Raw genomic sequence first — 23,899 nt, 5'->3', positions numbered from 1 at the left:
GTGGTGAATACGGCGTCGGTGGCGGCGTTTGCTCCGGGTGGGGTGCGGGTGTCTGCGGATACGAATACGGTGCGGGTGAACACGGTGTTGCCTGCTGCGGGGTTGTCGGTGTCGAAGTCGGGTGTGGCGTTGGGGTCGGGTGCTGTGGGTGATGTGGTGTCGTATGAGTTCGGGGTGACGAATACGGGCAATGTGACGGTGTCGGGTGTGGTGCTGACTGATGCGGTTCCTGGTGTGGTGTTGTCGGGTGTGGTGTGGCCGGATGCGGGTGCGCCGGGTGTGATCGCTCCGGGGGAGACGGCGACGGCGACGGGGTCGTATGTGATCGTGCAGGCGGATGTGGATGCGGGTCGTGTGGTGAACACGGCGTCGGCGTCGGGTGTGCCGGCGYGGAGTGAGCCGATCACGGTGGTGTCGCCGGAGAGCATCGTTGCGACGGTGGCTGCGGGTCCGGCGGTGAGTGTGAGCGACAGTGGTGCGTTGGCTCCGGGGGCGACGGGCAAGGCCGGCGATGTCGTGACGTGGACGTATGTGCTGACCAACGAGGGCAACGTGACGCTGACCGGCGCCGCCCTCGCCGACGCCCTGCCCGGTGCGTCCGCTCCCGTCTACGCGTGGCAGGGGGCGGAGGGTGTGCTCGTGCCCGGTGAGTCGGTGACCGCGACGGCGACGTACGTGCTGACCCAGGCCGATGTCGATGCGGGCAGCGTCACGAGCCTGGTCACCGGAGCCGGAACACCCNCCCGGTGAGTCGGTGACCGCGACGGCGACGTACGTGCTGACCCAGGCCGATGTCGATGCGGGCAGCGTCACGAGCCTGGTCACCGGAGCCGGAACACCCCCGACGGGTGCTCGGGCTGCGGCCACGACGCCCGCCACGGTGTCGCTCGTCGCGGCTCCCGGCCTCGAGTTCGAGAAGACGGGCAGCCTGGATGCGGCCGGTGCGAACGACGCCGGTGACGGCGTGACCTTCGAGTTCCGCATCGAGAACACCGGGACCGTGACGCTCTCGGGCGTGGCGATCACGGATGGGCTGGTCGGCATCGGACCGATCACCGTCGACTGGCCCGCTGCCGCAGGCGTGCTCGCACCGGGGCAGATCGCACGCGGAACGGCGTCGTATGACATCAGCCAGGAGGACGTCGATCGGGGATCCGTGCAGAACACGGCATCCGTCCGCGCCACGACACCGGCCGGCGAGGTCCTCTCGACCCGCTCGACCATCGAGCCCATCCTGACTGCCGAGCACGCACCGTCGATCCAGACGGTCAAGGGCGGCGCGTACGTCAGCGGCACCGGCGGTGTGGGCAGCATCATCGAGTACACGTTCGACATCACGAACACCGGAAACGTGACCCTGCGACTGATCCGACTCCAGGACGACCTTGAGGGTCTGGGCACCCCGCAGATCGAATTCCCGTCGGCCACCGGCATCCTTCCGCCCGGCGGAACCGCGACCGGCGTCGCCCGGTACACGGTGACGCAGGACGACGTCGATGCCGGATCGATCACGAACGTCGCCACGTCGTTCGGAACCTCTCCGCGTGGAGTCGTCGTCTCCGACAGCTCCGCCCCGTTCACTATCGCGACGGACGCACCGACCAACCCCGAGCAGGCGATCCGCGCGACCCAGTCCGCCGAACTCGCCGCCGGAGACGTCGGCGTCCTCGGAGACGCGGTCGACTACATCTTCACGATTCAGAACACGGGCAACACGACCCTGAACGGGGTGACCCTCAGCAACACGGTCTCGGGACTCACCGGCTTCGTCTACACATGGCCGGACGCGGCGAACCCGGGGCGTCTGCTTCCCGGGCAGACCGTGACGATCACGGCGTCGCATCTGATCACTCAGGCGGATGTCGATGCGGGCACTGTCCGCAACACGACCACGGGATCCGGCACGCCGCCGACAGGCGCTGACGTCAGCAGCCGCACGCCGATGACGATCGTGCCGCTGGCGGGCGGGATGGGTTCGATCGACGTGTCCAAGACCGGTACGCGCCTGGGCGACGGCAGCGTCGGCACGCAGATCAGGTACGACTTCGTGATCACGAACACCGGCACCTTCTCGCTCTCCTCGGTCGCGCTCACCGACTCGCTCGACGGGCTGTCCGACATCTCGTATGGGGCATGGCCCGACGCGGTCGGAACTCTCGCGCCGGGAGGATCCGTCACCGCGACGGCGACCTACACGCTGCAGCAGTCGGACATCGACGCGGGCGAGGTGCGCAACACCGCGTCGGCCAGTGCGCTGACCCCCGGCGGTGACCCGGTGACAGCCGATTCCCCGGAGTCGGTCGTCACGACCATGGCCGCTGCCCCGGCGATCGACCTCGAGAAGTCCCAGGTGCTCGCACAGGGTGCCACCGGACGCCCCGGCGACATCGTCGAGTACACCTTCACGTTCACCAACAACGGGAACACGACACTCCGCGGCGTCACGGTCGTCGACGGCCAGGCGGGGCTCACCGGGCTCGGCATCGCGTGGCCGGGTGAGATCGGCGTGCTGGCTCCCGGCCAGTCGGCGACGGCGACCGCGACCTACACCCTGACAGCGGCAGACGTCGACGCCGGCGGGATCACGTCGGTCGCAGGCGCCACCGGAGACGGCGGGGGCACGATCGTCCGCGACGAGGCCTCGGGCGAGACCGTCATCACCGCGGCACCCGCCCTCACTCTCGACAAGACGGCGGAGCTCACCGGCGCGGCGCAGCAGGGCGGCGGCATCCGGTACCTGGTGACGGTCACCAACACCGGCAACGTCACGCTGTCCGATGTCGCGGTCACGGATGACCTCGTCGGACTCGGTGCTCCGACCGTGACCTGGCCCGGTACACCCGGTGTGCTGGCAGCGGGTCAGAGCGCGACCGTGACCGCCGACTATGTCATCACTGCGGCGGACGTCGTGCGCCAGCACGTCGAGAACACCGCCTCCGTGGTGGGCACCGCGCCGGACGGCTCGACCGCGGTGGCGTCTGACTCGGTGCGGGTGGAGGTGCCCGGCGCTCCGAGCATCAGTCTCGGCATGAGCATCTCGGTCAAGGACGGCCAGCAGGGCTTCGCGGGCGACACCCTGATCTTCCGTTACACCGCGACCAACACCGGGACCACGACTCTCACCGGCGTGCGCATCACCGACCCGTACCCGGGACTCTCGGCGATCACGTACGTGTGGCCCGGTGAACCCGGCGTGCTGCTCCCCGGCCAGAGCGTCACAGCGACCGCCACCGTGATCATCACCCCGGTGATGGAAGGTACTGTGGTGGACTCCCGCGCCGTGGTGACGAGCGTCGAAGCGGAGTCCGGGGTGCAGGTGCTCGACGTCGCCTCCGACGCGGTGAACCTCCCGCAGCCGACCCCGACGGGCCTGCTGCCCTTCACGGGCGGCGGCGACCCGCTGCCGCTGGTCGGCGGCTCCGCACTGCTGCTGCTCGCCGGCCTCGTGCTGATGCTCGCCGCCCGCCGTCGTCGCTCGATGCGACCCCAGAACCTCTCCTCCTAGCAATCCGCACTGAAAGGCCACACGATGCTGAACCCGAGCGCAACCTCACCGTCCACCGCAGGACGCCGCACGGCGACCAAGGGGGTGGTCGTGGCCGGCATCGCCGTGGCTCTCGGCCTCGTCCTCGCCGGTTGCACGGACTCCGCCCCCGAGCCCACGCCCACGCCGACTGCGACGGAGCAGGCCGAAGCGGGCGTGACGGACATCACAGACACGCCCGGTTCTGGAGAAGGGCTCGTGGGTGCGCTCTCGGATGCCGAGGTCAAGACGTGCGAACTCGCAGGAGACCACTGGGAGATCGCGGGCTCCGTGACGAACTCGAGCGAGGCTGCGGCGTCGTACCGGATCTACGTCTCGCTGCTCACCGAAGGCGGTGACACGCGGTCGCTCACGCAGGTCGACGTCGAACCGGTCGACGCCGGCGCGAGCGCCGACTGGGAGACGTCGGTCGCCGTTGAGGATGAAGCTCTCGACTGCGTGCTCCGCGTCGAGCGCTACGCCTCCTGAGCGGCCGGAACCGCGATCACGACGCCGGCTGAGACGATCGCTTGACGACCTCGTAGGCGGCGAGAGCCGCCTTGCGCGTGGCGGCCAGATCGACGATCGGCTCGGTGGGCGCATCCGAAGCCCACTCCGAGACGTACAGGCTGTGCGGGTCGAACTTCTTGGCCTGGAGCTCGGGGTTGAACACACGGAAGTACGGAGCCGCATCGGCTCCCGATCCGGCGACCCATTGCCAGTTGAACGGGTTGCTCGCGCCGTCGGCGTCGACGAGGGTGTCCCAGAACCATTCCTCGCCGCGCCGCCAGTCGATCAGGAGGTTCTTGACGAGGAATGACGCGGTGACCATACGCACGCGGTTGTGCATGAAGCCGGTGTGCCACAGCTCGCGCATCCCGGCATCCACCAGCGGCACTCCGGTGTCTCCGCGCTGCCATGCCTCGAGCTGGCCCGGGTCGAGGCGCGGCCAGGGGAACGCGTCGAACTGACGGCGCAGGTTCACGGTCGCCAGATCAGGGGAGTGGAACACGGTGTGCCACGCGAACTCGCGCCACCCCAGCTCCGAGAGGAAGCCTGCGGCACCGTGCGCGTCGACCGCTTCGTGCCAGACGGTGAACGGGCTCAGTTCGCCCCAGCGCAGCCGGGGCGAGAGCAGTGAGGTGGCGCTGGCGGACGGCTCGTCCCTTGCGCGGTCGTACACGTCGATGTCGTCGTGCAGGAACGTTTTCAGCCGGGCACGAGCGGCGGGCTCGCCGGGTTCCCACGTCTCGCGCAGGCCGCCGGCCCAGTCCGGTCGCGTCGGCAGGAGGTTCCAGTCGTCGAGGTCGTCGGAGGTCGGGCGATGTGAGGTCCCGTCGAGGCTTCGCGGTGCGGGGAGTGGCGCGCGGGGCGCGGGCAGGGCGAGGCAGGCACGCCAGAACGGGGTGAACACCGAGAAGTGGGTGCCGCTCCCGGTCTTCACCGTCCATGGTTCGTGCAGCAGGGAGCCGGCGAAGGATGCGACCTCGATCCTGTCATCGCGGAGCGACGCCTTCAGCGCCGCGTCGATGTCGCGCTCCGCTCCTCCGTACCGCCGATTCCAGAACACGGCGCTCGCTCCGGTATCCGCCACAGTCTCACGGACGACGCGCTCGGCGGGTCCACGGCGCAGCGTCAACCTCGCTCCGAGCTCTCGCAGTCGTCCGCTCAGCGAGGCGAGCGAATGGTGCAGCCACCAGCGTGCGGCGCCACCGAGCGGGCGGATGCCGGGGGACTCCTCGTCGAGCACGTAGAGCACGATGATCGGCTCGTCACGATCGATGGCCGCCCGCAGTGCCGGGTTGTCGGCGAGGCGGAGGTCGTCACGGAGCCACACGATCGAGGGGGAGGACATGATTCCATTCTCGCCCGCGCGACGGAATCGGCGGGCAGGGGTTGCGGGCCGCCCGCCTCAGCGGCTACGACGCCGAGCGCGACCGGCCGGAGCACGATCGGGAGCAGTCGACCACAGTGCCCAGAGCACGAGCAGCGGCTGGAGGAACAGCCGACCGAATCGCCGCGCTTCGGTGTCGAGACCGGGGGTCGAACGGTGTGTGCGCCACTGGTGCACGTTTCCCGGCAGGACGGCCACGAAGAAGGCGGCGGTCGCGATGCCGATGCGTCGCCTCTCCTTGGGCAGTGCGAGGAGCCCGAGCGCGAGCGCGACCTCTGCGGCCCCGGAGGCGATCACGATCGCGTCCTTGTCGAGCCGGGTGGCCTTCGTCGCCCAGTCCGGAACGACGACTCGGAAACCGCGGGTGCCCACGAAATGGACGATGCCGATCGCCCCGAGGGCGACTGCGAGGATCCAACGCGCCAGTGCTTTGACCATCCGCTCACGCTACCCGGTCGCGCCGAGAAGCCGGGTGGTGGCATCGCGCGTTCTGCGGCATCCTTCCGGGTCTTTGCCACACTGGGTGCATGACCGTCCTGCGCATCAGCATCCTCTTCGTGCTCGCCGCCGTCGCCGAGATCGGCGGGGCCTGGTTGATCTGGCAGGCGGTCAAGGAGAACCGGGGGTGGCTGTTCGCGGTGCTCGGGGTCATGGCGCTCGGCGCGTACGGCTTCATCGCGGCGCTCCAGCCCGACGCGAACTTCGGGCGCGTGCTCGCCTCGTACGGCGGCGTGTTCATCGCGGGATCCCTGGCATGGGGGATCATCGTCGACGGCTTCAAACCCACGATCTGGGACTGGGTCGGCTCGGCGATCGCGCTGGTCGGCGCGGCGATCATCATCCTGGCGCCGACAGCCGCGAACACGGCGACCGAGGCGGTGTCTTAGCGGTCAGCAGCCCCCGGGCATGCGAGTAGCCTAGATCCAGACCCAGATGGAGTGTGCAGTGCCTGAAAATGCTCAGCCGAAAGACGGCTTCGCCCTGTTCTCTGACCGTTCAGTCGTCGCGATGCGCGTCAACGGAACCCTCAAGGACCTCGCCGCGACAGTGACGGATGCCGACGAGGTGGAGCCGGTCACGATCGACAGCCCCGACGGGCTCAACATCCTCCGTCACTCGGCGGCGCACGTGCTGGCACAGGCGGTGCAGCGGATCAACCCGCAGGCGAACCTCGGCATCGGCCCACCCATCACCGACGGCTTCTACTACGACTTCGGCGTCGACACTCCGTTCACGCCCGAGGACATCAAGGCCATCACGAAGGAGATGCAGCGCATCGTCCGTGAGGGCCAGCGCTTCGTGCGCCGCGTCGTCACCGACGACGAGGCACGGGCGGAGCTCGCGGACGAGCCGTTCAAGCTCGAGCTCATCGGTCTCAAGGGCGGCAAGGAGGCGGCAGAGGGCGCATCCGTCGAGGTCGGCGAGGGCGAGCTGACGATCTACGACAACACGACCCGTGACGGTGAGGTGGTCTGGAAGGACCTCTGCCGTGGGCCGCACCTCCCCAACACCCGCATGATCGGCAACGGCTGGGATCTCACCCGCATCGCCGCCGCCTATTGGCGCGGCAGCGAGAAGAACCCGCAGCTGCAGCGCATCTACGGCACGGCGTGGCCGTCGAAGGACGAGCTGCGTGAGTACCAGCACCGTCTCGAGGAGGCCGCCAAGCGCGACCACCGGCGCCTCGGCAAGGAGCTCGACCTGTTCTCGTTCCCTGAGGAGATCGGCTCGGGTCTCTCGGTCTGGCACCCTCGCGGAGGTGTCGTCCGCGGCGAGATGGAGCAGCATGCGCGCAAGCGCCACATCGAGGGCGGATACACCTACGTGTACACCCCGCACATCTCGAAGGAAGACCTCTTCCTCACCTCGAACCACCTCGTCACGTACAAGGAGGGCATGTACCCGCCGATCGTCATGGACGAGGAGCGCGACGACGAGGGCAACGTCACCAAGCAGGGCCAGGACTACTACCTGAAGCCCATGAACTGCCCGATGCACATCCTGATCTACAAGGAGCGTGCGCGCAGCTACCGTGACCTGCCGCTGCGGTTCGCCGAGAACGGCACCGTGTACCGCAACGAGCTGTCGGGCGCGCTGCACGGCCTCACCCGCGTGCGCGGCTTCACCCAGGACGACTCGCACCTCTTCGTCACGCCCGATCAGCTCGAGGCGGAGGTCTCGAAGGTCCTCGAGTTCATCCTGTCGATGCTGCGCGATTTCGGTCTCACCGACTTCGAGCTCGAGCTGTCGATGAAGGACGACGAGAAGTCCAAGTGGATCGGCTCCGACGAGTTCTGGGAGTCGTCGACCGACGCGCTGCGTCGCGTCGCCGTGGCATCCGGTCTGAAGCTCACCGAGGTTCCCGGCGAGGCGGCGTTCTACGGTCCGAAGATCGACCTGAAGACGCGAGACGCGATCGGCCGCACCTGGCAGCTGTCGACGGTGCAGGTCGACCCGAACCTTCCTGAGCGCTTCGAGCTCGAGTACATGGACAAGGACGGCCAGAAGAAGCGGCCGATCATGATCCACCGCGCCCTGTTCGGGTCGATCGAGCGGTTCTTCGCGATTCTGCTCGAGCACTACGCGGGCGACTTCCCCGTGTGGCTGTCTCCCGTGCAGGTCGTGGGCATCCCCGTGGCCGACGAGTTCGCCGACTACCTCAGCGAGGTCATCGACACACTCCGCACGCAGGGCGTGCGCGCCGAGCTCGACGCCTCCGACGACCGGATGCAGAAGAAGATCCGCACGCACACCACCGGCAAGGTCCCGCTGCTTCTGATCGCGGGCGAGAAGGACCGCGACGCGGGCACCGTCTCGTTCCGGTACCGCGACGGCACGCAGGAGAACGGCGTGCCGATCGCCGATGCCGTGTCGCGCATCCGTGCCGCGATCGATGCGCACACGCTCGTGCAGACAGCAGGGGACCTGGCGTGACCACGGCCCCTCCGCCGTGGGAGGACGCCGGCGAGTTCGCCGGCGTCCCCGACGAGTTCCAGCGGCTGTGGACCCCGCACCGGATGGCGTACATCCAGGCGGGCCCCGAGCCGTTGCGCGAGGAATGCCCGTTCTGCGAGGCTCCGAAGTTCCCGGATGCCGAGCGGCTGATCGTCGCCCGGGGTGAGACGGCCTACGTGCTGCTCAACCTGTTCCCGTACAACTCGGGGCACCTCCTGGTCTGCCCGTACCGCCACATCGGCACCTACGACCAGGCCACGCCCGAAGAGGTCGCCGAGATCGGTGCGCTGACCCAGATCGGCATGCGCGTTCTGCGGGAGGTGTCGCGCTGCGACGGGTTCAACCTCGGGATGAACCAGGGCTCCGTCGCCGGTGCCGGCGTCGACGGCCACCTGCACCAGCACATCGTGCCGCGGTGGACGTCGGACGCCAACTTCTTCCCGATCATCGCCAAGACCAAGGCGCTGCCGCAACTGCTCGGCGAAGTGCGAGAAGCCGTGGCGAACGCCTGGCCGACCTCCGGTCGTTGAGCGAGGGGCGCAGCGACGAGACGAAACGCGACGCGCTCGCTCGATCCGCTCAGCGCACCTGGCGTGCGGTGAACTGCATCCGCGGGTTCGCATAGAACTCCTGCGCCTCGACGAGCTGCAGCTCGCGCGCACCGGACTCGAGTGTCGCGGCGAGCAGGTCGAAGACGCTCGACGCCGTGCGCTCGAGCGCCGTCTTCGCGTCGCCGGTCTCGACGTAGTGCGCGGTGAAGAGCGCAGCGGTCACGTCGCCAGAGCCGTTCGCCTTCATGGGCAGCCGAGGAGTCTGCACGATCCAGGCGCCCGCCGAGTCGGCGACGAGCATCTCGATCGTGCCCTCTTCGCGGTCCGGGCGCTCGACGCTCGTGACGAGCACGGTGCGCGGTCCCATCGCCATCGCCAGGTCGACAGAGGCGAGCGTGGACTCCAGCGTGTCGGGTTCGGTTCCGGTGAGGAAGCCGAGTTCGAACTGGTTCGGAGTGATGATGTCGGCGACGGGCACGACCTTCTCACGCAGCAGGATCGGGATCGCCGGTGCGACGAAGCATCCGGACTTCGCGTTCCCCATCACCGGGTCGCACGCGTACACCGCGTCGGGGTTCGCCGCCTTGACGCGGGCGACGGCGTCGATGATCACGTCTCCGATGCCCTCGCCGCCCTGATAGCCGCTGAGCACCGCATCGATCTCGCCGAACACACCGCGCTCCTCGATGCCCGTGATGACCTCACGCACGTCGTTCGGATCGATCAGCGGGCCGCGCCAGGCGCCGTAGCCGGTGTGGTTCGAGAAGTTCACGGTGTAGACCGGGAGAACCTCGACGCCGATGCGCTGCAGAGGGAAGACCGCGGCGGAGTTTCCGACATGGCCGTACGCGACGGCGGACTGGATGGAGAGGACCTTCATTCCCCGATCCTTTCAGTGAGGGCGGGAGTGCTCCCGCGGCGGTGGGTCATCGGACGGCGGCGACGAGGTCGGCGACGAGCGTCGCGGTGTCGTCTTCGGACAGGTCGTGCACCGTGAGGCGCAGGTGGCGCGACGGGTCGGCGCGCTCATCGAGGGCGAAGTCATCGCCGGTGCGGGCGAGCCAGCCTCGGCGCATGAGCCGCTCGGCGACGAGGCGCGCGGGCTTGGGCAGCTCGATCCACAGACTCAGGCCGTCGGTGGTGGGGGAGTCGAGGCCGTGCTCGCGCAGGCGCGAGGCGAACGCCGCGTTGCGTGCCGCGTAGTGCTCGCGGGCGTCGGCGATGCGTGACAGCACCGAGTCGTCGGTCAGCTGCGTGAGCGTGAGACGCTGCAGCAGGTGGCTGACCCAGGTGGTCCCGGGGCTCAGACGCATGGCGAGGCGCTCAGCAGTGGTGGCATCCGTCGCCGCGATGGCGAGGCACATGTCGGGACCCAGGAACTTCGACACCGAGCGCACGAGTGCGAACCGGCGGTGATCAGGGCCGATCAGCGATTCGTAGGTGCGCTGCGACAGCATCGAGAAGTGATCGTCCTCGATGATCAGCACGTACGGATGCTCGGCGAGCACGGCACGCAGCTCCGCGGCACGAGCGGTCGTGAGACTCGCCCCGGTCGGATTCTGAGCACGCGGGGTGCAGATCACGGCGCGCACGCCGGCGTCCAGGGCGGAGCGCAGCCCCTCGACCGTCATCCCCTGCTCGTCGACCGGTACGGGTACGGCCCGATACCCGCCGAGCCGGACCGTGTGGATGCTCGCGAGGAAGCAGGGATCCTCGAGGGCGACGGCGTCGTCGCGCATCAGCGCCTGGGCGAGCAGGCGTTCGACGGCGTCGACGGCGCCGCTCGTGATCGTGATGCCGAAGTCGAGGTGACCGAGATCCTGCGCGATCCATTCGCGCGCCCAGTCATCGAGTCCGCGGTCGATCACGGGCTCGCCGTAGAGCACCGGACGACCGGCCACCGTCGCCAGCGCCGGCGACGGATCGGGGATCAGACGGGGGTCCGGGTTGCCCGTGCCGACGTCGCGCAGCACGGTGTCGGAGGCGTAGCCCTCCTGGGCGACCGATTCGAGCCCGGCGATGACGGTGCCGGCACGGCCTCGCGAGATCACGAGCCCGGCCTGGGCGAGCTGTCGGTAGGCGGCGACCGCGGTGTTGCGGTTGACGCCGAGGAGGGTGGCGAGCTCGCGCACGGGAGGCAGGGGACTTCCGGCGCGCAGCACACCGCGATCACGCAGGCCGCGCACGCTGTCGGCGATGTCCGCTGCGGTCGTTCCTGTGATCTCGTCGCTCATGTGTCCTCACCACCGATTCTAGGTCGTTCCGGACAGTGCTACTGTTTGGCCTAGATCAAACGAGACATCGTTCGACACACTCATGCACATCGTGCTTCCCCGACAGGAGCTCTCATGACCGAACAGACCACCACCGGATCCTCGCGCGTCAAGCGCGGTCTCGCCGAGATGCTCAAGGGCGGCGTGATCATGGACGTGGTCACCGCCGACCAGGCGAAGATCGCCGAAGACGCGGGCGCCGTCGCAGTCATGGCACTCGAACGGGTTCCCGCCGACATCCGTGCGCAGGGCGGTGTGTCGCGCATGAGCGACCCCGACATGATCGACAGCATCATCGCGTCTGTGTCGATCCCCGTCATGGCGAAGGCGCGCATCGGCCACTTCGTCGAAGCGCAGGTGCTCCAGGAGCTCGGCGTCGACTACATCGACGAGTCCGAGGTGCTCTCGCCCGCCGACTACGTGAACCACATCGACAAGTACGGATTCACGGTGCCCTTCGTCTGCGGCGCCACCAACCTCGGCGAGGCTCTCCGCCGCATCAACGAGGGCGCCGCGATGATCCGCTCCAAGGGTGAGGCCGGCACGGGGGATGTCTCCGAGGCGATGAAGCACATCCGCAAGATCCGTGGCGAGATCGCCGCTCTCACGGCCCTCCCGAAGGACGAGCTGTTCGTCGCGGCGAAGGAGCTGCAGGCGCCCTACGAGCTCGTCGCCGAGATCGCCGAGACCGGAAAGCTCCCGGTCGTGCTCTTCGTCGCGGGTGGCGTGGCGACTCCGGCGGACGCCGCGATGATGATGCAGCTCGGCGCCGACGGCGTGTTCGTGGGATCCGGCATCTTCAAGTCGGGAAACCCCGCGGAGCGCGCCAAGGCGATCGTCAAGGCGACGACGTTCTTCGACGACGCGAAGGTGATCGCCGAGGTGTCGCGCGGACTCGGAGAGGCGATGGTCGGCATCAACGTGTCCGATCTCCCCGCCCCGCACCGCCTGGCCGAGCGTGGCTGGTAATCCACCGGTCGGCATCCTCGCTCTGCAGGGCGACGTGCGCGAGCACGCCGCCCTGCTCGCAGGCCTCGGCGCTGAGGTCACGCTGGTGCGTCGCCCGGCGGAGCTGGCGGTCGTCGACGGCCTCGTCATCCCCGGCGGCGAGTCGAGCGTGATCGACAAGCTGTCGCGCATCTTCGGGATGCAGGAGCCGATCCGCGCCGCGATCGCGACGGGTCTCCCGGTGTACGGCACGTGCGCCGGGCTGATCCTGCTCGCAGACGAGGTGCTCGACGGTATCGAGGGGCAGCAGTCATTCGGCGGCATGGACGTGAGCGTTCGCCGCAATGCCTTCGGGCGTCAGACCGAGTCGTTCGAGATCGGCCTGGACGTGCCGCTGCTGGGCGATGTGCCGGTGCACGCGACATTCATCCGTGCGCCGATCGTCGAGCGCGCAGGCGACGGGGTCGAGGTGCTCGCCTCGCTGCCGGACGGCGGGATCGTCGCGGTGCGCCAGGGGGCGCTTCTCGGCACCAGCTTCCACCCCGAGGTCGACGGAGAGACCCGATTCCACGAGATGTTCGTCGAGAGCGTCAGGGATCGCGCCGCTCGTCGATGACGGGGTCGAGGGCGACCCGCCACGCACCGGGGGTGACAGGCCGGAGCCCGAGGTCGGACTATTCTCTTTCGAGTGACTGGATCCAGGGCTGAGGCCGCGTTCGCGCGTGCCGTCACCGCATTCAGCACACCGACCCTCGATCTCCTGCACGGACGGTTCGCCCCGTTCGTGGTGGCATCGCTCACCCTTCTGTTCAACGCAGACCGCGCCTCGGTCGCGGTCGCTGATGCCCACGCCGAACTGGCCGAGGTGCTCGACGAGCTCCGCGCAGCGGGGTACGACGAGGACGACAGGAAGCTGCCCTCGGGGAGCGGACGTGACGTGTGCCGCAACTGGGTGCGTCTCGGCTGGCTGATCCAGCAGATCGACGACGACGTCGAGGTCTATCGCCTGTCGGCCCACGCCGTCGCCGCGCTCGAGATCTCGGGCCGCACCGGCGGTGGGCGCACTCGAGTGTCGAACTCCCGCGTCCGCACCCTGCTGGATGCCGTGGATCATCTCTCGGTCAGCGCCGAGGTCGACCCGGTTCGTCGCCTGTCACGACTGCGCGCGGAGCGCGATCTGCTCGACGCCGAGATCGCTCGCATCCAGGAAACCGGACACGCGGACCCCACGGACGACGAGGAGCTCCTCGAGGAAGCGGAGAACGTGCTGCACCTGGCGCGCGAGCTCCCCGCCGACTTCACTCGGGTGGCCGAGTCGCTCAGAGCGATGCAGCGCGACGTCGTCGCCCACCTCCGGAGGGACGAGAGGCCGACGAGCGAGGTGCTGCGCGAGTACCTCCAGCGTGCGCAGGACGTGATGCAGTCGACCCCGGAGGGACGCGCCTTCGCGGGAGCCCTGCGCCTGATCGGCGACCCCGACCGCATCGACGCCCTCACCGAGCAGCTCCGCGGCCTGCTCGACCAGCCCTTCGCGCGCATGCTCGACGGCGCGCAGCGTGCCGAGCTCGATGCGATCGCGCGACGCGTGGAGCTGGGGGTCGAGGAGGTGCTGGCCGCGCAGCGTCGCGCCTCGCACGTGATCACGGGTCAGGTGAAGACCCACGATCCGCTGCGCGATCGTCAGATCGACGACCTCCTCCGTGACGTCATCGCAGGGCTCCACGGGTGGTCCGGTCCGACCACAGTCGTCGACCCGGTACGCAGCATGCCGCTGATCGATCTGGGGCATCTCCGTCAGACCACCAGCGACATCCGTCCTCCGCGTGCTCCGGCGCCCCTCGCCGACGCGGACGACGTCGACTTCCTCGATCACGACACGCGGGCGTGGGGCGGGCCGCGCTATGCGGAGCTCGAGGCGTACGTCGCCGGGCTCGAGGCAGACTTCGATCTCGCAGAGGCGTTCGGGGCGGTGCCTGACGCGGCCAGACGCCCTGTCGACCTCCTCGGTCTTCTCGAGATCGCGCACCGGAACGGTCTCACCGATGGCGATGGGATCTCGACGGTCGAAGCCCTGAGACCCGACGGGACGACTCGCCGGTTCGCCTTCGGCACCGTGACCGCCCGCAGCACGAAAGAAGATGCAGATGAGTGACGACGACCTCACCACAGCCGTCGTGGACGAGGGCTTCATCGCCCCCACGGCGATGGAGGACGACCTCGAGGCGCACTTCCCCGGTGACCGCGGCACGCTCGATCCGGAGATCAGGCGGGTGCTCGTGCACCTGCTCCAGCGCCGCTTCCTCTCGATGGAGCGCAACCGTCGCGAGTGGACGCTGCTGCTCGAGCACCAGCAGGTGATCGAGTCGCGACTCAATGACATCTACCTGCGGCTGATCATCGATCACGCACGAGGATTCGCGTACAAGCAGCAGTTGCGCTCCGATGAAGTCGAGATGCCCGTGCTGCTGAAGGATTCTCCGTATTCGCGAGCGGAGACGCTCGTGCTCGTGCATCTGCGAACCGTCTACCAGCGCGAGTCCGCATCCGGCGAGGGCTCCGTGCGGATCGACATCGAAGATGTCGAGCAGACGGTCCTCAGCTACTTCGCCGATGTCGACGGCGGAACCGCGAAGCAGCAGCGGGCGATCCGCAGCGCGCTGGACCGGTTGGACCGAGAGGGAATCGTGCAGGAGGAGACCAGCGGGCGGTATCGGATCACCGCTCTCGTCGAGGTGGTGCTCAGCGCCGAGACGCTCAAAGAGCTGCGGGAGTGGCTGCGAGCCCAGGCGGTGGTGGCACGATGACCATGATGGACACGCTCTTCGGGATGATCCCCGCGAGCTCCCGCGGCCAGCAGTGGGTCGCCGAAGAGCTGCAGCTCATCAACTGGGGCGGCTACGACGGTGGGCCGCACCGGGTGCGGTTCTCGCCCGATGCGACCCTGCTGTGCGGCGGTTCGGGGTCTGGCAAGTCCACGCTCATGGACGGCTACATCGCCCTCATGATGCCGCACACGACGCCCTTCAACGGTGCCTCGAACGGCGGGGTCACGGGGCGCCCGCGCGGCGAGGAGCAGCGGAACATCCTGTCGTACGGCCGGGGCAAGATCGACGAGTCCCGCACCGACGAGGGCACCAAGCTCCGCGTGCTGCGCGGTGACGGCGAGGACACATGGAGCGCCGTCTCGATGACCTGGCTGGATCACGACGGGTCGCGCTTCACGGCGGTGCGCGGCTGGTACATCCCCGCGGATGCCCGGACGCTCGAGGACACCACGAGGCTTCGCGCCACGATCGACGGAGCCTTCGATCTCACGCTCCTCGAGCGGGCCGTGGCTCAGCGTCTCAATGACGCGTCGGTGCGCGCCGTCGGCCTCGATCCGGTCGCGACCGATCGCGAGTTCTCCGCGCGCCTGCACGCGGTGCTCGGAATCGGTGCCGCAGGATCCGGCGCCAAGGCGATCAGCCTCCTCGCCCGGATCCAGGCCGGCCAGCAGATCACCACGGTCGACGACCTGTACAAGAAGCTCGTGCTCGAGGAACCCGAGACGATGGCGACCGCGGACGCGGTGGTCGCTCACTTCGACGAGCTCGAGAGCACGCGTACGAGGATGCTGGTCGCGAAGCAGCAGGTGGCGGCCCTCGAGCCGATCCGGGGGATCTCCGAGCGCATCGAGGCGGCTTCGCAGCGGATGCGGGTCGTGGACGAGGTCGGGGTCTTCTCGGAGCCGACCTCGCTCGCGGCGCTGTGGAGCGCTGAACGTCGTCTCGACCTCCTGCGCGAGGTGGAGACCGACCTGCGCGACCGGACTCAGGCCCTCCAGCTGGCGGTGCGAGAGAAGAGTGCCCTCATCGCCGCTGCCGAGGTCGAGCGTGAAGGGCTTCTGGACGTGCTGCGACAGTCGGGAGGCGATCGCCTGGAGACTGCTCAGCGTGAGCTGCGCGGCGTTGAGCGCCGGCTCGAGGACATCCAGCGCGAGCGGTCCCGTTTCGACGCCGTCGCAGCCGAGCTCGGCGCGGAGGTGCATGACGCGGCCGGATTCGAGGACCTGCTCGCCCGTCTCGGTCGAGACCTCCCGCAGGCCGGTCTCCGTGCTGCGCGCGCCGCATTCGCCGATGCCGAGTCTGCGCGCAGAGCTGCTGCGAGCGAGCTCGCCCGGGTGCAGGCCGAACGGGAGCGCGCGCGAGAACTCCGCGGGAGCATTCCTGCGCATCTGGACGAGTCGAGAGCCCTCCTCGCTCGGGCCGCCGGGCTCGCTCCGACGGATCTGCCGTTCGTCGGCGAGCTGATCGAGGTGCGCACCGAGTTCGAGCCCTGGCGGGAAGCGTTCAACCTCGCGCTCGGCGGATTCGCACGGACGCTGCTGATCGACGTCGCGAACCTCGGACGCTTCCGCGCCGCCATCGACTCCGTCCGCACCGCAGAGCGGATCAGCTACGAAGGTGTGCACACCGGTCTCGTCGAATCGCGGACGGCTGACCCGCGAACGCTTCCCGGTCGTCTCGACCATCGGTCCACCCCGTTCACAGGGTGGCTCCAGCAGCGCCTCCGTGAGCGGTTCGAGTACGTGTGCGTCGACTCCTCGGCCGAGCTCGCCGAGCATCCTCGTGCGCTCACGCTCGCGGGGCAGGTGTCTCAGGGCGACCGAGGGTCGCATGGCGGTCACGGACGCGCGAACCTACTCGGATTCTCGAATGCGCGCCGTCTGCGCGAGCTCGACGAACAGATCAGCGAGCTGGAGAGCAGACGGGATGCTGCGGCTTCCGCGGCTGCCGAGGCGGAGGCCGGTCTCGACCGGATCGAGGCCACAGCCAAGGCGCACGCGAAGATCGAGGACCTCACCTGGGATCAGCTCGATGTCGAGGCCGTGTCTGCGGAACGCGCGCGCTGGCTCGCGGTCGAGGCGGAGGTCACCGACGAGAACCCGAAGATCGCCGAGCTGCGTTCTCAGGCCGAGGAGCTCCGGAAGCGGGCAGGCCGTCTGCGGGATGAGAACTCCCGTCTCGGCGGCGACCTCACGGTCGCCCAGGATCGCTGGGTCGAGGTGACGGACCAGGTCGACGCGTGCCAGCGCATCGTGGATGCGGCGGAAGCGTCGGAGATCGCTCTCGAGGAGCGGCACCGTTCCTTCCTCGACGCGCGCTTCCTCGGTGCGGACTCGGCCGTCAGCGTCACCGCGTCGGAGCGACTCGCCCACCTCGACTCCGCGTTGCGCACCGCGGCGACCAGGCTGCTCGAGGATCGCACGTCGGCTGCTGCGGCGCATGCCGACCAGCGCGAGCAGATGCGACGCCTGATGACGGGGTTCCTCGAGCGTTGGGACACCCTGACGATCCTGGCCGACCCCGACGAGTCGGTCGCCGAGTTCGAGGGCATTCTCGACGCGCTCGAGACCAACGGCCTGCACGAGCTGGAGTCCGAGTGGCGAGACAGCCTGCTCAAGCTCTCCGGCAACGATCTGACGAGTCTCGATTCGACGCTCGGTCGCTCGCTGCGCGAGATCAAGAACCGCATCGACCCGATCAACAGGATCATGGAAGAACTGCCGTTCTACGACGACGAGCATCGCCTGCAGATCACGCCGCGCGAGAATCAGTCCGAGGCGCGCAGGCGATTCCGTCGGGAGCTGCGCGAGGTGCGCGGCCTCATCGACGCAGCCGCGACGGATGCGGATCGCGAGAGCGTCTATCGGAGGATGAGTCGCCTGATCGGCCGGATGCGGCGGACCGCGCCGGACTTCGCCGAGCTCATCGATGTGCGCAACCACGTCAGGGTGAGTGCCGAACGGATCCACGCCACCACACGGGAGCACGTGGCCCTCTACGACCACATCGGCGAGAAGTCCGGGGGAGAGTCGCAGGAGCTCGTCGCGTTCATCGTCGGGGCCGCTCTGCGATATCAGCTCGGCGACGCGGGGGCTGAGCGTCCGCGATACGCGCCGGTGTTCATGGACGAGGCACTCATCAAGGCGGACGCGCACTTCACGAAGCGTGCGATCGGTGCGTGGCGGGGTCTCGGCTTCCAGCTCGTGATCGGCGCGCCGAACGACAAGTACAGTGCGATCGAACCCCATGTCGACGTGGAGTACGACATCCTGAAGGACACTCGCGGGCGCTCGTGGGCCCGGCCCAAGGTCGGTCTGCCCGCCGGGACCGAGTGATCGGACTCGACGCGGCTCACCCGGCCACGAGGTCCCGGATCGCGTCGACCGTGCGGTCGATGTCGTCTCGGGTCGTCGCCCAGGACGACATCGAGCAGCGCAACGCTGCGCGGCCTCGCCATTCGGCGCCGGTCAGAGCGGCCGTTCCCTCGACGAGAACGGCCTCACCGAGGGCGCGGGTCGCGTCGTCTTCATCGAGCCGGAACATGACCTGGGTGTAACCGACCTCGTTGAGGATGCGGATGCCGTCGATCGAGGCGAGCCCCGCGGCCATCGCGACCGCGTTCTCATGCAGCCTGTCGATCAGGTGCGCAATCCCATCCTTCCCCAGACTGCGCATCGCCGCCCAGGCGGGTACGCCGCGCGCGCGACGCGAGAGCTCCGGGGTGACGTCCCAGGGATCCAGACTCGTGTAGATCAGGTAGTCGCCGCCGGTGCGGAACGCGGCGATCGAGTCGGCGGGGTCCCGGACGATGGCCATCCCGCAGTCGTAGGGCACGTTGAGCGTCTTGTGCGCATCGGTGGCCCAGGAGTCGGCGCCGGACATGCCTGCCGTGAGCGGCCGTAGCGACTCGGATGCCGCTGCCCACAGTCCGAACGCCCCATCGACGTGCACCCAGGCGCCGTGCTCGTGGGCGATCGGCACGAGGGCTGCGAAGTCGTCGAACGCTCCGGTGTGCACTTCGCCGGCCTGAAGACAGACGATGGCCGGTCCTGAGCCGGTGTCGAGCACACGGCTCAGCGCGTCGGGGCGCATGCGTCCCTCGTCGTCGGATTCGACGACGGTGATCTCGGTGCGGCCGATCCCGAGGAAGCGGGCCGCTCGGTCGATCGATCCGTGACGATCGGCGCCCACGACGAAGCGGATCGGCGGAGACTCCCGCAGCCCCTGCTCGCTGAGGTTCCATCCGACTCGGGCGAGCACGGCGTTGCGGGCCGTCGAGAGGCAGGTGAAGTTCGCCATCTGGCCTCCCGTGACGAATCCGACGCTCGCGGATTCGGGCAGACCGAGGATGTCGAGCATCCATCGCCCAGCTACGCGCTCCAACGCCACGGTCGTCGGCGTGAGCAGCGCCGACCCCGAATTCTGGTCCCAGGCCGAGACGAGCCAGTCGGCGGCGAGTGCGGCAGGATGCGTACCGCCTATCACGAATCCGAAGAAGCGTCCGCCGGGGATGGCGACGAGGCCGGGGTCTGCCCGTGACACGATCTGCCCGATGACGTCCTCGGCATCCAGTCCCTCAGCGGGCAGCGGTCCGCCGAATGCGTCGAGCATCTCGGCGAGAGTCGCACGCGGCCACACCGGTCTGTCGTCGAGCGAACTGAGGAACTCGATTGCCGCGCGGTGGGCGGCGTCCAACCCGCGGATCCTGTCATCGTCGACGCTGTGGTCCATGAGTCAGGACTACACCCGTGATCCGCGTCACACCAGGGGGATGCTGCCCGTCAGCCCTTCGGTCACGCTCGCCAGCCATCGGAGGGCGGGTACGGCCTGCTGTCGCTGGAACGCCCGCAGCCCCGGCAGCTGGGGGATCTCCGGCTGAGCCTGGTTGAACCAGAGGAACGACGCGAAGCCCGAGATGACCGGGAGCAGCGCGTGCTGCGTCGGTGCGCCGTGGGCTTCGAAGATCCGCCACGCATCCTCACATCGGGGGCCTCCCGATGCTTCGACGCTGGGGAGGAAGCAGGGGAGATCTACCCACGCCGCGCCACGGCGCGCGTGCGGCCAGTCGAGAAGACGCGCCTCACCGTCGCTGATCAGGATGTTGTCGGCTCGCAGATCGTCGTGGACGATGGCATCGCCGTGCAGAGCGTCGCGGAACTCCTTCTCGACCTCCCTCAACTCCGGCATCCGTGCGCGCAGAGACATCGGCAGGCCCGCGAGCAGGAGCGGATCCTCTGCGATCTGCGCCCATCGTGTGAAGCCCGGGATCATCCTGTTCTCCGCCCTCTCCATCCCCTCAGGCGCAGCAGTGGCCGACAGCCGAGCCATGCTCGCAGCGATGGAGTCGAGATCGCGAGTGGTCCAGGTCGCACCAGGATGCCGGCCGTCGATCGCTTCCAGCACGAGCGCGACACCGGCATCCGTATCGATCGTCGCGCGCACCGACGGCCCGAGATGCGGTGGGAGCATCGAGACGGCGCGGATCTCCTCGCGGAGGAAATGAAGGGAGTCCGCGTGCCAGTCGGCACCGCATGCCTTGACGAAGGCGCGCCCGACCGTCGTCACGACGACGCCGGCGTACGAGGCGCTGAAGCCTCCGTGTGCGGGGGAGTCGGAGACGAACTGACCGCCGATCGCTCCGATGACCCCCGAGCGGATGCCAGGGGGAAGAGACGTCCACTCGGGGCGGAGGCGGTCGGCGCCTGAGATCATGATCGGGTGCGTCCTCTGCGGTCGGCTGATCCGATCGACGCTATCAGCGGTCGACAGCAGTCCCTCGACACGTGTGCAGCCGCATGGAGCGGGCATGGTTCGATAGAATGGACGATGCCCTGGGCCGAGCCCACGGGCGGATACGACGAGCGGAGACTTATGTCCGGGCATTCCAAGTGGGCCACCACGAAGCACAAGAAGGCCATCATCGACTCCAGGCGCGCCAAGTCCTGGGCCAAGCTCATCAAGAACATCGAGGTCGCCGCCAAGCTCGGCGGAGCCGACCTGCAGGGGAACCCGACGCTGTTCGACGCCGTGCAGAAGGCGAAGAAGACGTCTGTCCCGAAGGACAACATCGACCGCGCGGTGAAGCGCGGAGCGGGCATCGGCGGCGAAGCGGTCGAGTACACCTCGATCATGTACGAAGGCTACGGACCCAACGGCGTCGCGATGATGATCGAGTGTCTGACCGACAACAAGAACCGGGCAGCTGCAGAGGTGCGCACGGCGCTCAGCCGCAACGGCGGCACTCTCGCCGATCCCGGCAGCGTGGCGTACAACTTCAGTCGCAAGGGTGTCATCGTCGTCGGCTCCGAGGGGACGACCGAGGACGACGTCATGATGGCGGCTCTCGAAGCTGGCGCCGAAGAGATCGAGCCCCACGCCGAGGGCTTCGAGATCATCACCGAGGCGACCGATCTCGTGACCGTCCGCAGCGCTCTGCAGGAGGCCGGCATCGACTACGAGTCGGCCGACGTGGAGTTCGTGCCGAACCTCAAGGTCGAGATCGACGCCGACACCGCGCGCAAGATCTTCCGTCTCATCGACGCGCTCGAAGACAGTGAAGACGTGCAGAACGTCTTCACCAACTTCGATCTCACGGCCGACGTGCAGGCAGAGCTCGAGAACGACGACGCGTAGGCGCGGCGAGCGTCCGCAGGCGATGACGACGAATAGCCTGGAGGGGTGACCTCCTCGCTTCGCGTGCTCGGCATCGACCCCGGCCTCACCCGCTGCGGTGTCGGGGTCGTCGATGTCGACGGGTCGCGCCGCGGCACGCTCGTGCACGTCGGCGTCATCCGGTCGGCGCCCGACCTGCCGATCGGTGAGAGGCTCGCGCTCGTCGCCGCCGGCATCCGCGAGGTCATCGCGGAGCACAACCCGGATGCCGTGGCCGTCGAGCGCGTATTCGCTCAGCAGAACACCCATACCGTGATGGGCACGGCCCAGGCGAGCGGTGTTGCGCTGCTGCTCGCGGCCGAGGCGGGTCTTCCTGCTGCCACGCACACTCCGAGCGAGGTGAAGGCTGCTGTCACCGGTTACGGCTCGGCGGACAAGCGGCAGGTGCAGTCGATGATCGCGCGCATCCTGCGCCTGGATGCTCCTCCTCAGCCGGCCGACGCCGCGGATGCCCTCGCGATCGCGCTGTGCCACGCCTGGCGTCGCGGGAGCGCCGGCGCGCCGGGTCAGGGGGCCCTCACGCCCGCCCAGCGCGCCTGGGCCGACGCGGAGCGTGTCGCTCGAACATATATACGACCGGGTGCGTAGGCTGAGGGGATGATCTCCTCGCTGCACGGCGCCGTCCTCCACTCGACCGCCGATCAGGTCATCATCGACGTCGGAGGCGTCGGGTTCTCGGTCGCCGTTCCCGCCGACGTGGCCCACACGGCGACCGTCGGCGAGAAACTGCTGCTGCACACGAGTCTGATCGTGCGCGAGGACTCGCTGTCGCTCTTCGGCTTCGCCGACCGCAGCGAACTCGAGATCTTCGGGCTGCTGATCAGCGTGACGGGGGTCGGGCCGAAGTCCGCGCTCGGTGTGCTGTCGCATCTCACCGTGGATCAGATCGCCGACGCAGTGACGGCCGAGGATGACGCGCCGTTCCGGCGCGTCTCCGGCATCGGCCCCAAGACGGCCAAGCTCATCGTCCTCCAGCTCGCGGGCAAGGTGCACCCGGTGGGCTCGCCGGCGAAGCAGACGGCGAGCGGACCCGTCGACGTGGTGGATCAGGTGACTGCCGCTCTGGTCGGCCTCGGATGGTCAGAGAAGGTCGCCGCCGAGGCCGCGGCCCAGACCGCTGCGGAAGCCACCGACGCCGAGCGCGCGACCGTCGCGCCGCTGCTGCGTCGGACCCTGGCACTTCTGGGGCCTGCACGTGTCTGACGCCCTCGACGCCACGGAGCCCTCCGACGACACGGAGCTCGCGATCGAAGGCGCACTGCGCCCGACGAGTCTCGGCGAGTTCGTCGGGCAGCAGAAGGTGCGCGGCCAGCTCCAGCTGCTCCTCGACGCGGCGCGCATCCAGAACCGGCCCCCCGATCACATCCTGCTCGCGGGTCCTCCCGGGCTCGGCAAGACCACGCTCGCGATGATCGTCGCTCACGAGAGCGAGCGCCCTCTCCGACTCTCGAGTGGTCCCGCGATCCAGCACGCCGGCGATCTCGCGGCGCTGCTGTCGAGCCTGGTGCCGGGCGAGGTGCTGTTCATCGACGAGATCCACCGCATGGCGCGCTCTGCGGAAGAGATGCTGTACCTCGCGATGGAGGACTTCCGCATCGACATCATGGTGGGCAAGGGGGCGGGGGCGACGAGCATCCCGCTGGAGCTCGCGCCGTTCACCCTGGTCGGAGCGACGACACGCTCGGGCCTGCTGCCCAACCCCCTGCGCGACCGCTTCGGCTTCACGGGCCACCTCGAGTTCTACGACGAGTCCGATCTCGAGCGGGTCATCGATCGCTCGGCGCAGGTGCTCGGGGTAGACCTCCCCCGTGACTCGCTCTCCGAGATCGCCCGTCGGTCGCGGGGGACGCCCCGCATCGCGAACCGGCTGCTGCGACGCGTGCGGGACTACGCCCTCGTGCACGGGGGAGGAGCGGCGACGCTCGAGGGCGTGCAGGCGGCCTTGGAACTCTACGATGTCGATCCCATCGGTCTCGATCGCCTCGACAGAGCGGTTCTCGAGGCCCTCGTGCGACGATTCCGCGGAGGCCCCGTGGGCCTGAGCACCCTCGCGGTCGCGGTCGGCGAGGAGGCCGAGACGGTCGAGAGCGTCGTCGAGCCGTACCTCGTGCGAATCGGTTTCCTCGGGCGGACGCCCCGAGGGCGCGTCGCGATGCCCGAGGCCTATGCGCACCTCGGTGTGGCGCACCCGGACGGGGCGCTTCGCCTCGATGACCTATAATCACTGAAGACTTCCCCCGATAGAACTGCGCGCCCTC

General features: G+C 68.7%; 20 protein-coding genes and 2 pseudogenes. 15 read left to right on the top strand and 7 right to left on the bottom strand.

The genetic code is table 11. From position 1 onward, the window contains the following. On the bottom strand, positions 1-191 hold a 191-nt coding region (locus ASF63_RS19400; protein WP_235560691.1), incomplete at its 3' end, for a hypothetical protein. Here ASF63_RS19400 and ASF63_RS19615 point away from each other — a divergent pair. The 3 genes and pseudogenes from ASF63_RS19615 to ASF63_RS04790 all read left to right on the top strand — a co-directional run. Then, positions 109-741, top strand: a pseudogene (locus tag ASF63_RS19615) (hypothetical protein); the annotation flags it as partial. The gene ASF63_RS19400 and the pseudogene ASF63_RS19615 sit on opposite strands and share 83 nt — an antisense overlap. Before the next feature lies 1 nt (position 742). Continuing rightward, positions 743-3,505, top strand: a pseudogene (locus tag ASF63_RS04795) (DUF11 domain-containing protein); the annotation flags it as partial. 24 nt (positions 3,506-3,529) lie between these two features. Continuing rightward, positions 3,530-4,012 carry a hypothetical protein gene (locus ASF63_RS04790; RefSeq protein ID WP_235560689.1) on the top strand — a complete coding sequence of 161 codons (483 nt, stop codon included), beginning with the start codon at positions 3,530-3,532 and terminating at the stop codon, positions 4,010-4,012. 16 nt (positions 4,013-4,028) lie between these two features. Here ASF63_RS04790 and ASF63_RS04785 read toward each other — a convergent pair whose 3' ends face one another. Together ASF63_RS04785 and ASF63_RS04780 are read right to left on the bottom strand one after the other, a co-directional pair. Next, positions 4,029-5,378, bottom strand: coding sequence for a cryptochrome/photolyase family protein (locus ASF63_RS04785; RefSeq protein ID WP_056510047.1), 1,350 nt, complete (start codon positions 5,376-5,378; stop codon positions 4,029-4,031). Between the two features lie 57 nt (positions 5,379-5,435). Further along, on the bottom strand, positions 5,436-5,855 hold the full coding sequence (locus ASF63_RS04780) for a hypothetical protein (RefSeq protein WP_056510045.1): 420 nt from the start codon (positions 5,853-5,855) through the stop codon (positions 5,436-5,438). Between the two features lie 89 nt (positions 5,856-5,944). On the opposite strand from ASF63_RS04780, the gene ASF63_RS04775 reads away from it, so the two are divergent. From ASF63_RS04775 to ASF63_RS04765, 3 genes are all read left to right on the top strand, one after another. Then, positions 5,945-6,304 carry a YnfA family protein gene (locus tag ASF63_RS04775; RefSeq protein WP_056510042.1) on the top strand — a complete coding sequence of 120 codons (360 nt, stop codon included), beginning with the start codon at positions 5,945-5,947 and terminating at the stop codon, positions 6,302-6,304. A 121-nt stretch (positions 6,305-6,425) separates the two neighbouring features. Continuing rightward, positions 6,426-8,351, top strand: a complete 1,926-nt coding sequence (gene thrS, locus ASF63_RS04770) for a threonine--tRNA ligase (protein ID WP_235560701.1) — start codon at positions 6,426-6,428, stop codon at positions 8,349-8,351. Beyond that, positions 8,348-8,902, top strand: coding sequence for an HIT family protein (locus ASF63_RS04765; protein WP_056510036.1), 555 nt, complete (start codon positions 8,348-8,350; stop codon positions 8,900-8,902). Before thrS ends, ASF63_RS04765 begins: the two co-directional genes overlap by 4 nt. A gap of 49 nt (positions 8,903-8,951) precedes the next feature. On the opposite strand, the gene pdxY is transcribed toward ASF63_RS04765, so the two are convergent. Together pdxY and ASF63_RS04755 are read right to left on the bottom strand one after the other, a co-directional pair. Then, positions 8,952-9,803, bottom strand: a complete 852-nt coding sequence (pdxY, locus tag ASF63_RS04760) for a pyridoxal kinase PdxY (protein WP_056510034.1) — start codon at positions 9,801-9,803, stop codon at positions 8,952-8,954. Positions 9,804-9,849: 46 nt separating this feature from the next. Beyond that, on the bottom strand, positions 9,850-11,157 hold the full coding sequence (locus ASF63_RS04755) for an aminotransferase class I/II-fold pyridoxal phosphate-dependent enzyme (protein ID WP_056510028.1): 1,308 nt from the start codon (positions 11,155-11,157) through the stop codon (positions 9,850-9,852). A gap of 114 nt (positions 11,158-11,271) precedes the next feature. Between ASF63_RS04755 and pdxS the strand changes: the two genes are divergently transcribed. The 5 genes from pdxS (at position 11,272) to ASF63_RS04730 (ending at position 18,304) form a co-directional block, all read left to right on the top strand. Continuing rightward, on the top strand, positions 11,272-12,165 hold the full coding sequence (gene pdxS / locus ASF63_RS04750; RefSeq protein WP_056307605.1) for a pyridoxal 5'-phosphate synthase lyase subunit PdxS: 894 nt from the start codon (positions 11,272-11,274) through the stop codon (positions 12,163-12,165). Beyond that, positions 12,155-12,760: a pyridoxal 5'-phosphate synthase glutaminase subunit PdxT gene (pdxT, locus tag ASF63_RS04745; protein ID WP_082477822.1), complete on the top strand. Its 606-nt coding sequence runs from the start codon at positions 12,155-12,157 to the stop codon at positions 12,758-12,760. The genes pdxS and pdxT overlap by 11 nt, the downstream gene beginning before the upstream one ends. Before the next feature lie 72 nt (positions 12,761-12,832). Then, complete coding sequence (locus ASF63_RS04740) at positions 12,833-14,296, top strand: DUF3375 domain-containing protein (RefSeq protein WP_056510023.1); 1,464 nt, start codon at positions 12,833-12,835, stop codon at positions 14,294-14,296. Beyond that, positions 14,289-14,948 carry a DUF4194 domain-containing protein gene (locus tag ASF63_RS04735; RefSeq protein ID WP_056510267.1) on the top strand — a complete coding sequence of 220 codons (660 nt, stop codon included), beginning with the start codon at positions 14,289-14,291 and terminating at the stop codon, positions 14,946-14,948. Before ASF63_RS04740 ends, ASF63_RS04735 begins: the two co-directional genes overlap by 8 nt. Continuing rightward, the gene (locus ASF63_RS04730) at positions 14,945-18,304 is read left to right on the top strand and encodes an ATP-binding protein (protein WP_056510021.1); all 3,360 of its coding nucleotides are present in this window, start codon (positions 14,945-14,947) and stop codon (positions 18,302-18,304) included. Before ASF63_RS04735 ends, ASF63_RS04730 begins: the two co-directional genes overlap by 4 nt. A gap of 16 nt (positions 18,305-18,320) precedes the next feature. On the opposite strand, the gene ASF63_RS04725 is transcribed toward ASF63_RS04730, so the two are convergent. Both ASF63_RS04725 and ASF63_RS04720 read right to left on the bottom strand, forming a co-directional pair. Beyond that, positions 18,321-19,700, bottom strand: coding sequence for a pyridoxal phosphate-dependent decarboxylase family protein (locus ASF63_RS04725; protein ID WP_056510019.1), 1,380 nt, complete (start codon positions 19,698-19,700; stop codon positions 18,321-18,323). Positions 19,701-19,727: 27 nt separating this feature from the next. Then, positions 19,728-20,681 (bottom strand): aminoglycoside phosphotransferase family protein, encoded by a 954-nt coding sequence (locus tag ASF63_RS04720; protein WP_056510017.1) that lies wholly within the window; start codon positions 20,679-20,681, stop codon positions 19,728-19,730. A gap of 159 nt (positions 20,682-20,840) precedes the next feature. Between ASF63_RS04720 and ASF63_RS04715 the strand changes: the two genes are divergently transcribed. Genes ASF63_RS04715 through ruvB form a run of 4 tightly spaced genes read left to right on the top strand, consistent with a single transcriptional unit; the run spans position 20,841 to position 23,862 of the window. After that, positions 20,841-21,602, top strand: coding sequence for a YebC/PmpR family DNA-binding transcriptional regulator (locus tag ASF63_RS04715; RefSeq protein WP_056510015.1), 762 nt, complete (start codon positions 20,841-20,843; stop codon positions 21,600-21,602). Between the two features lie 45 nt (positions 21,603-21,647). Further along, the gene (gene ruvC / locus ASF63_RS04710; protein ID WP_056510014.1) at positions 21,648-22,229 is read left to right on the top strand and encodes a crossover junction endodeoxyribonuclease RuvC; all 582 of its coding nucleotides are present in this window, start codon (positions 21,648-21,650) and stop codon (positions 22,227-22,229) included. Between the two features lie 9 nt (positions 22,230-22,238). Next, on the top strand, positions 22,239-22,844 hold the full coding sequence (gene ruvA, locus ASF63_RS04705) for a Holliday junction branch migration protein RuvA (protein WP_056510011.1): 606 nt from the start codon (positions 22,239-22,241) through the stop codon (positions 22,842-22,844). Beyond that, on the top strand, positions 22,837-23,862 hold the full coding sequence (gene ruvB / locus ASF63_RS04700) for a Holliday junction branch migration DNA helicase RuvB (protein WP_056510008.1): 1,026 nt from the start codon (positions 22,837-22,839) through the stop codon (positions 23,860-23,862). Before ruvA ends, ruvB begins: the two co-directional genes overlap by 8 nt. Positions 23,863-23,899 lie beyond the last annotated feature (37 nt).

Origin of the sequence: Microbacterium sp. Leaf320 (assembly GCF_001423485.1) — a bacterium.
GTDB lineage: Bacteria > Actinomycetota > Actinomycetes > Actinomycetales > Microbacteriaceae > Microbacterium.
This window is presented reverse-complemented; position numbering and strand designations above follow the sequence as displayed.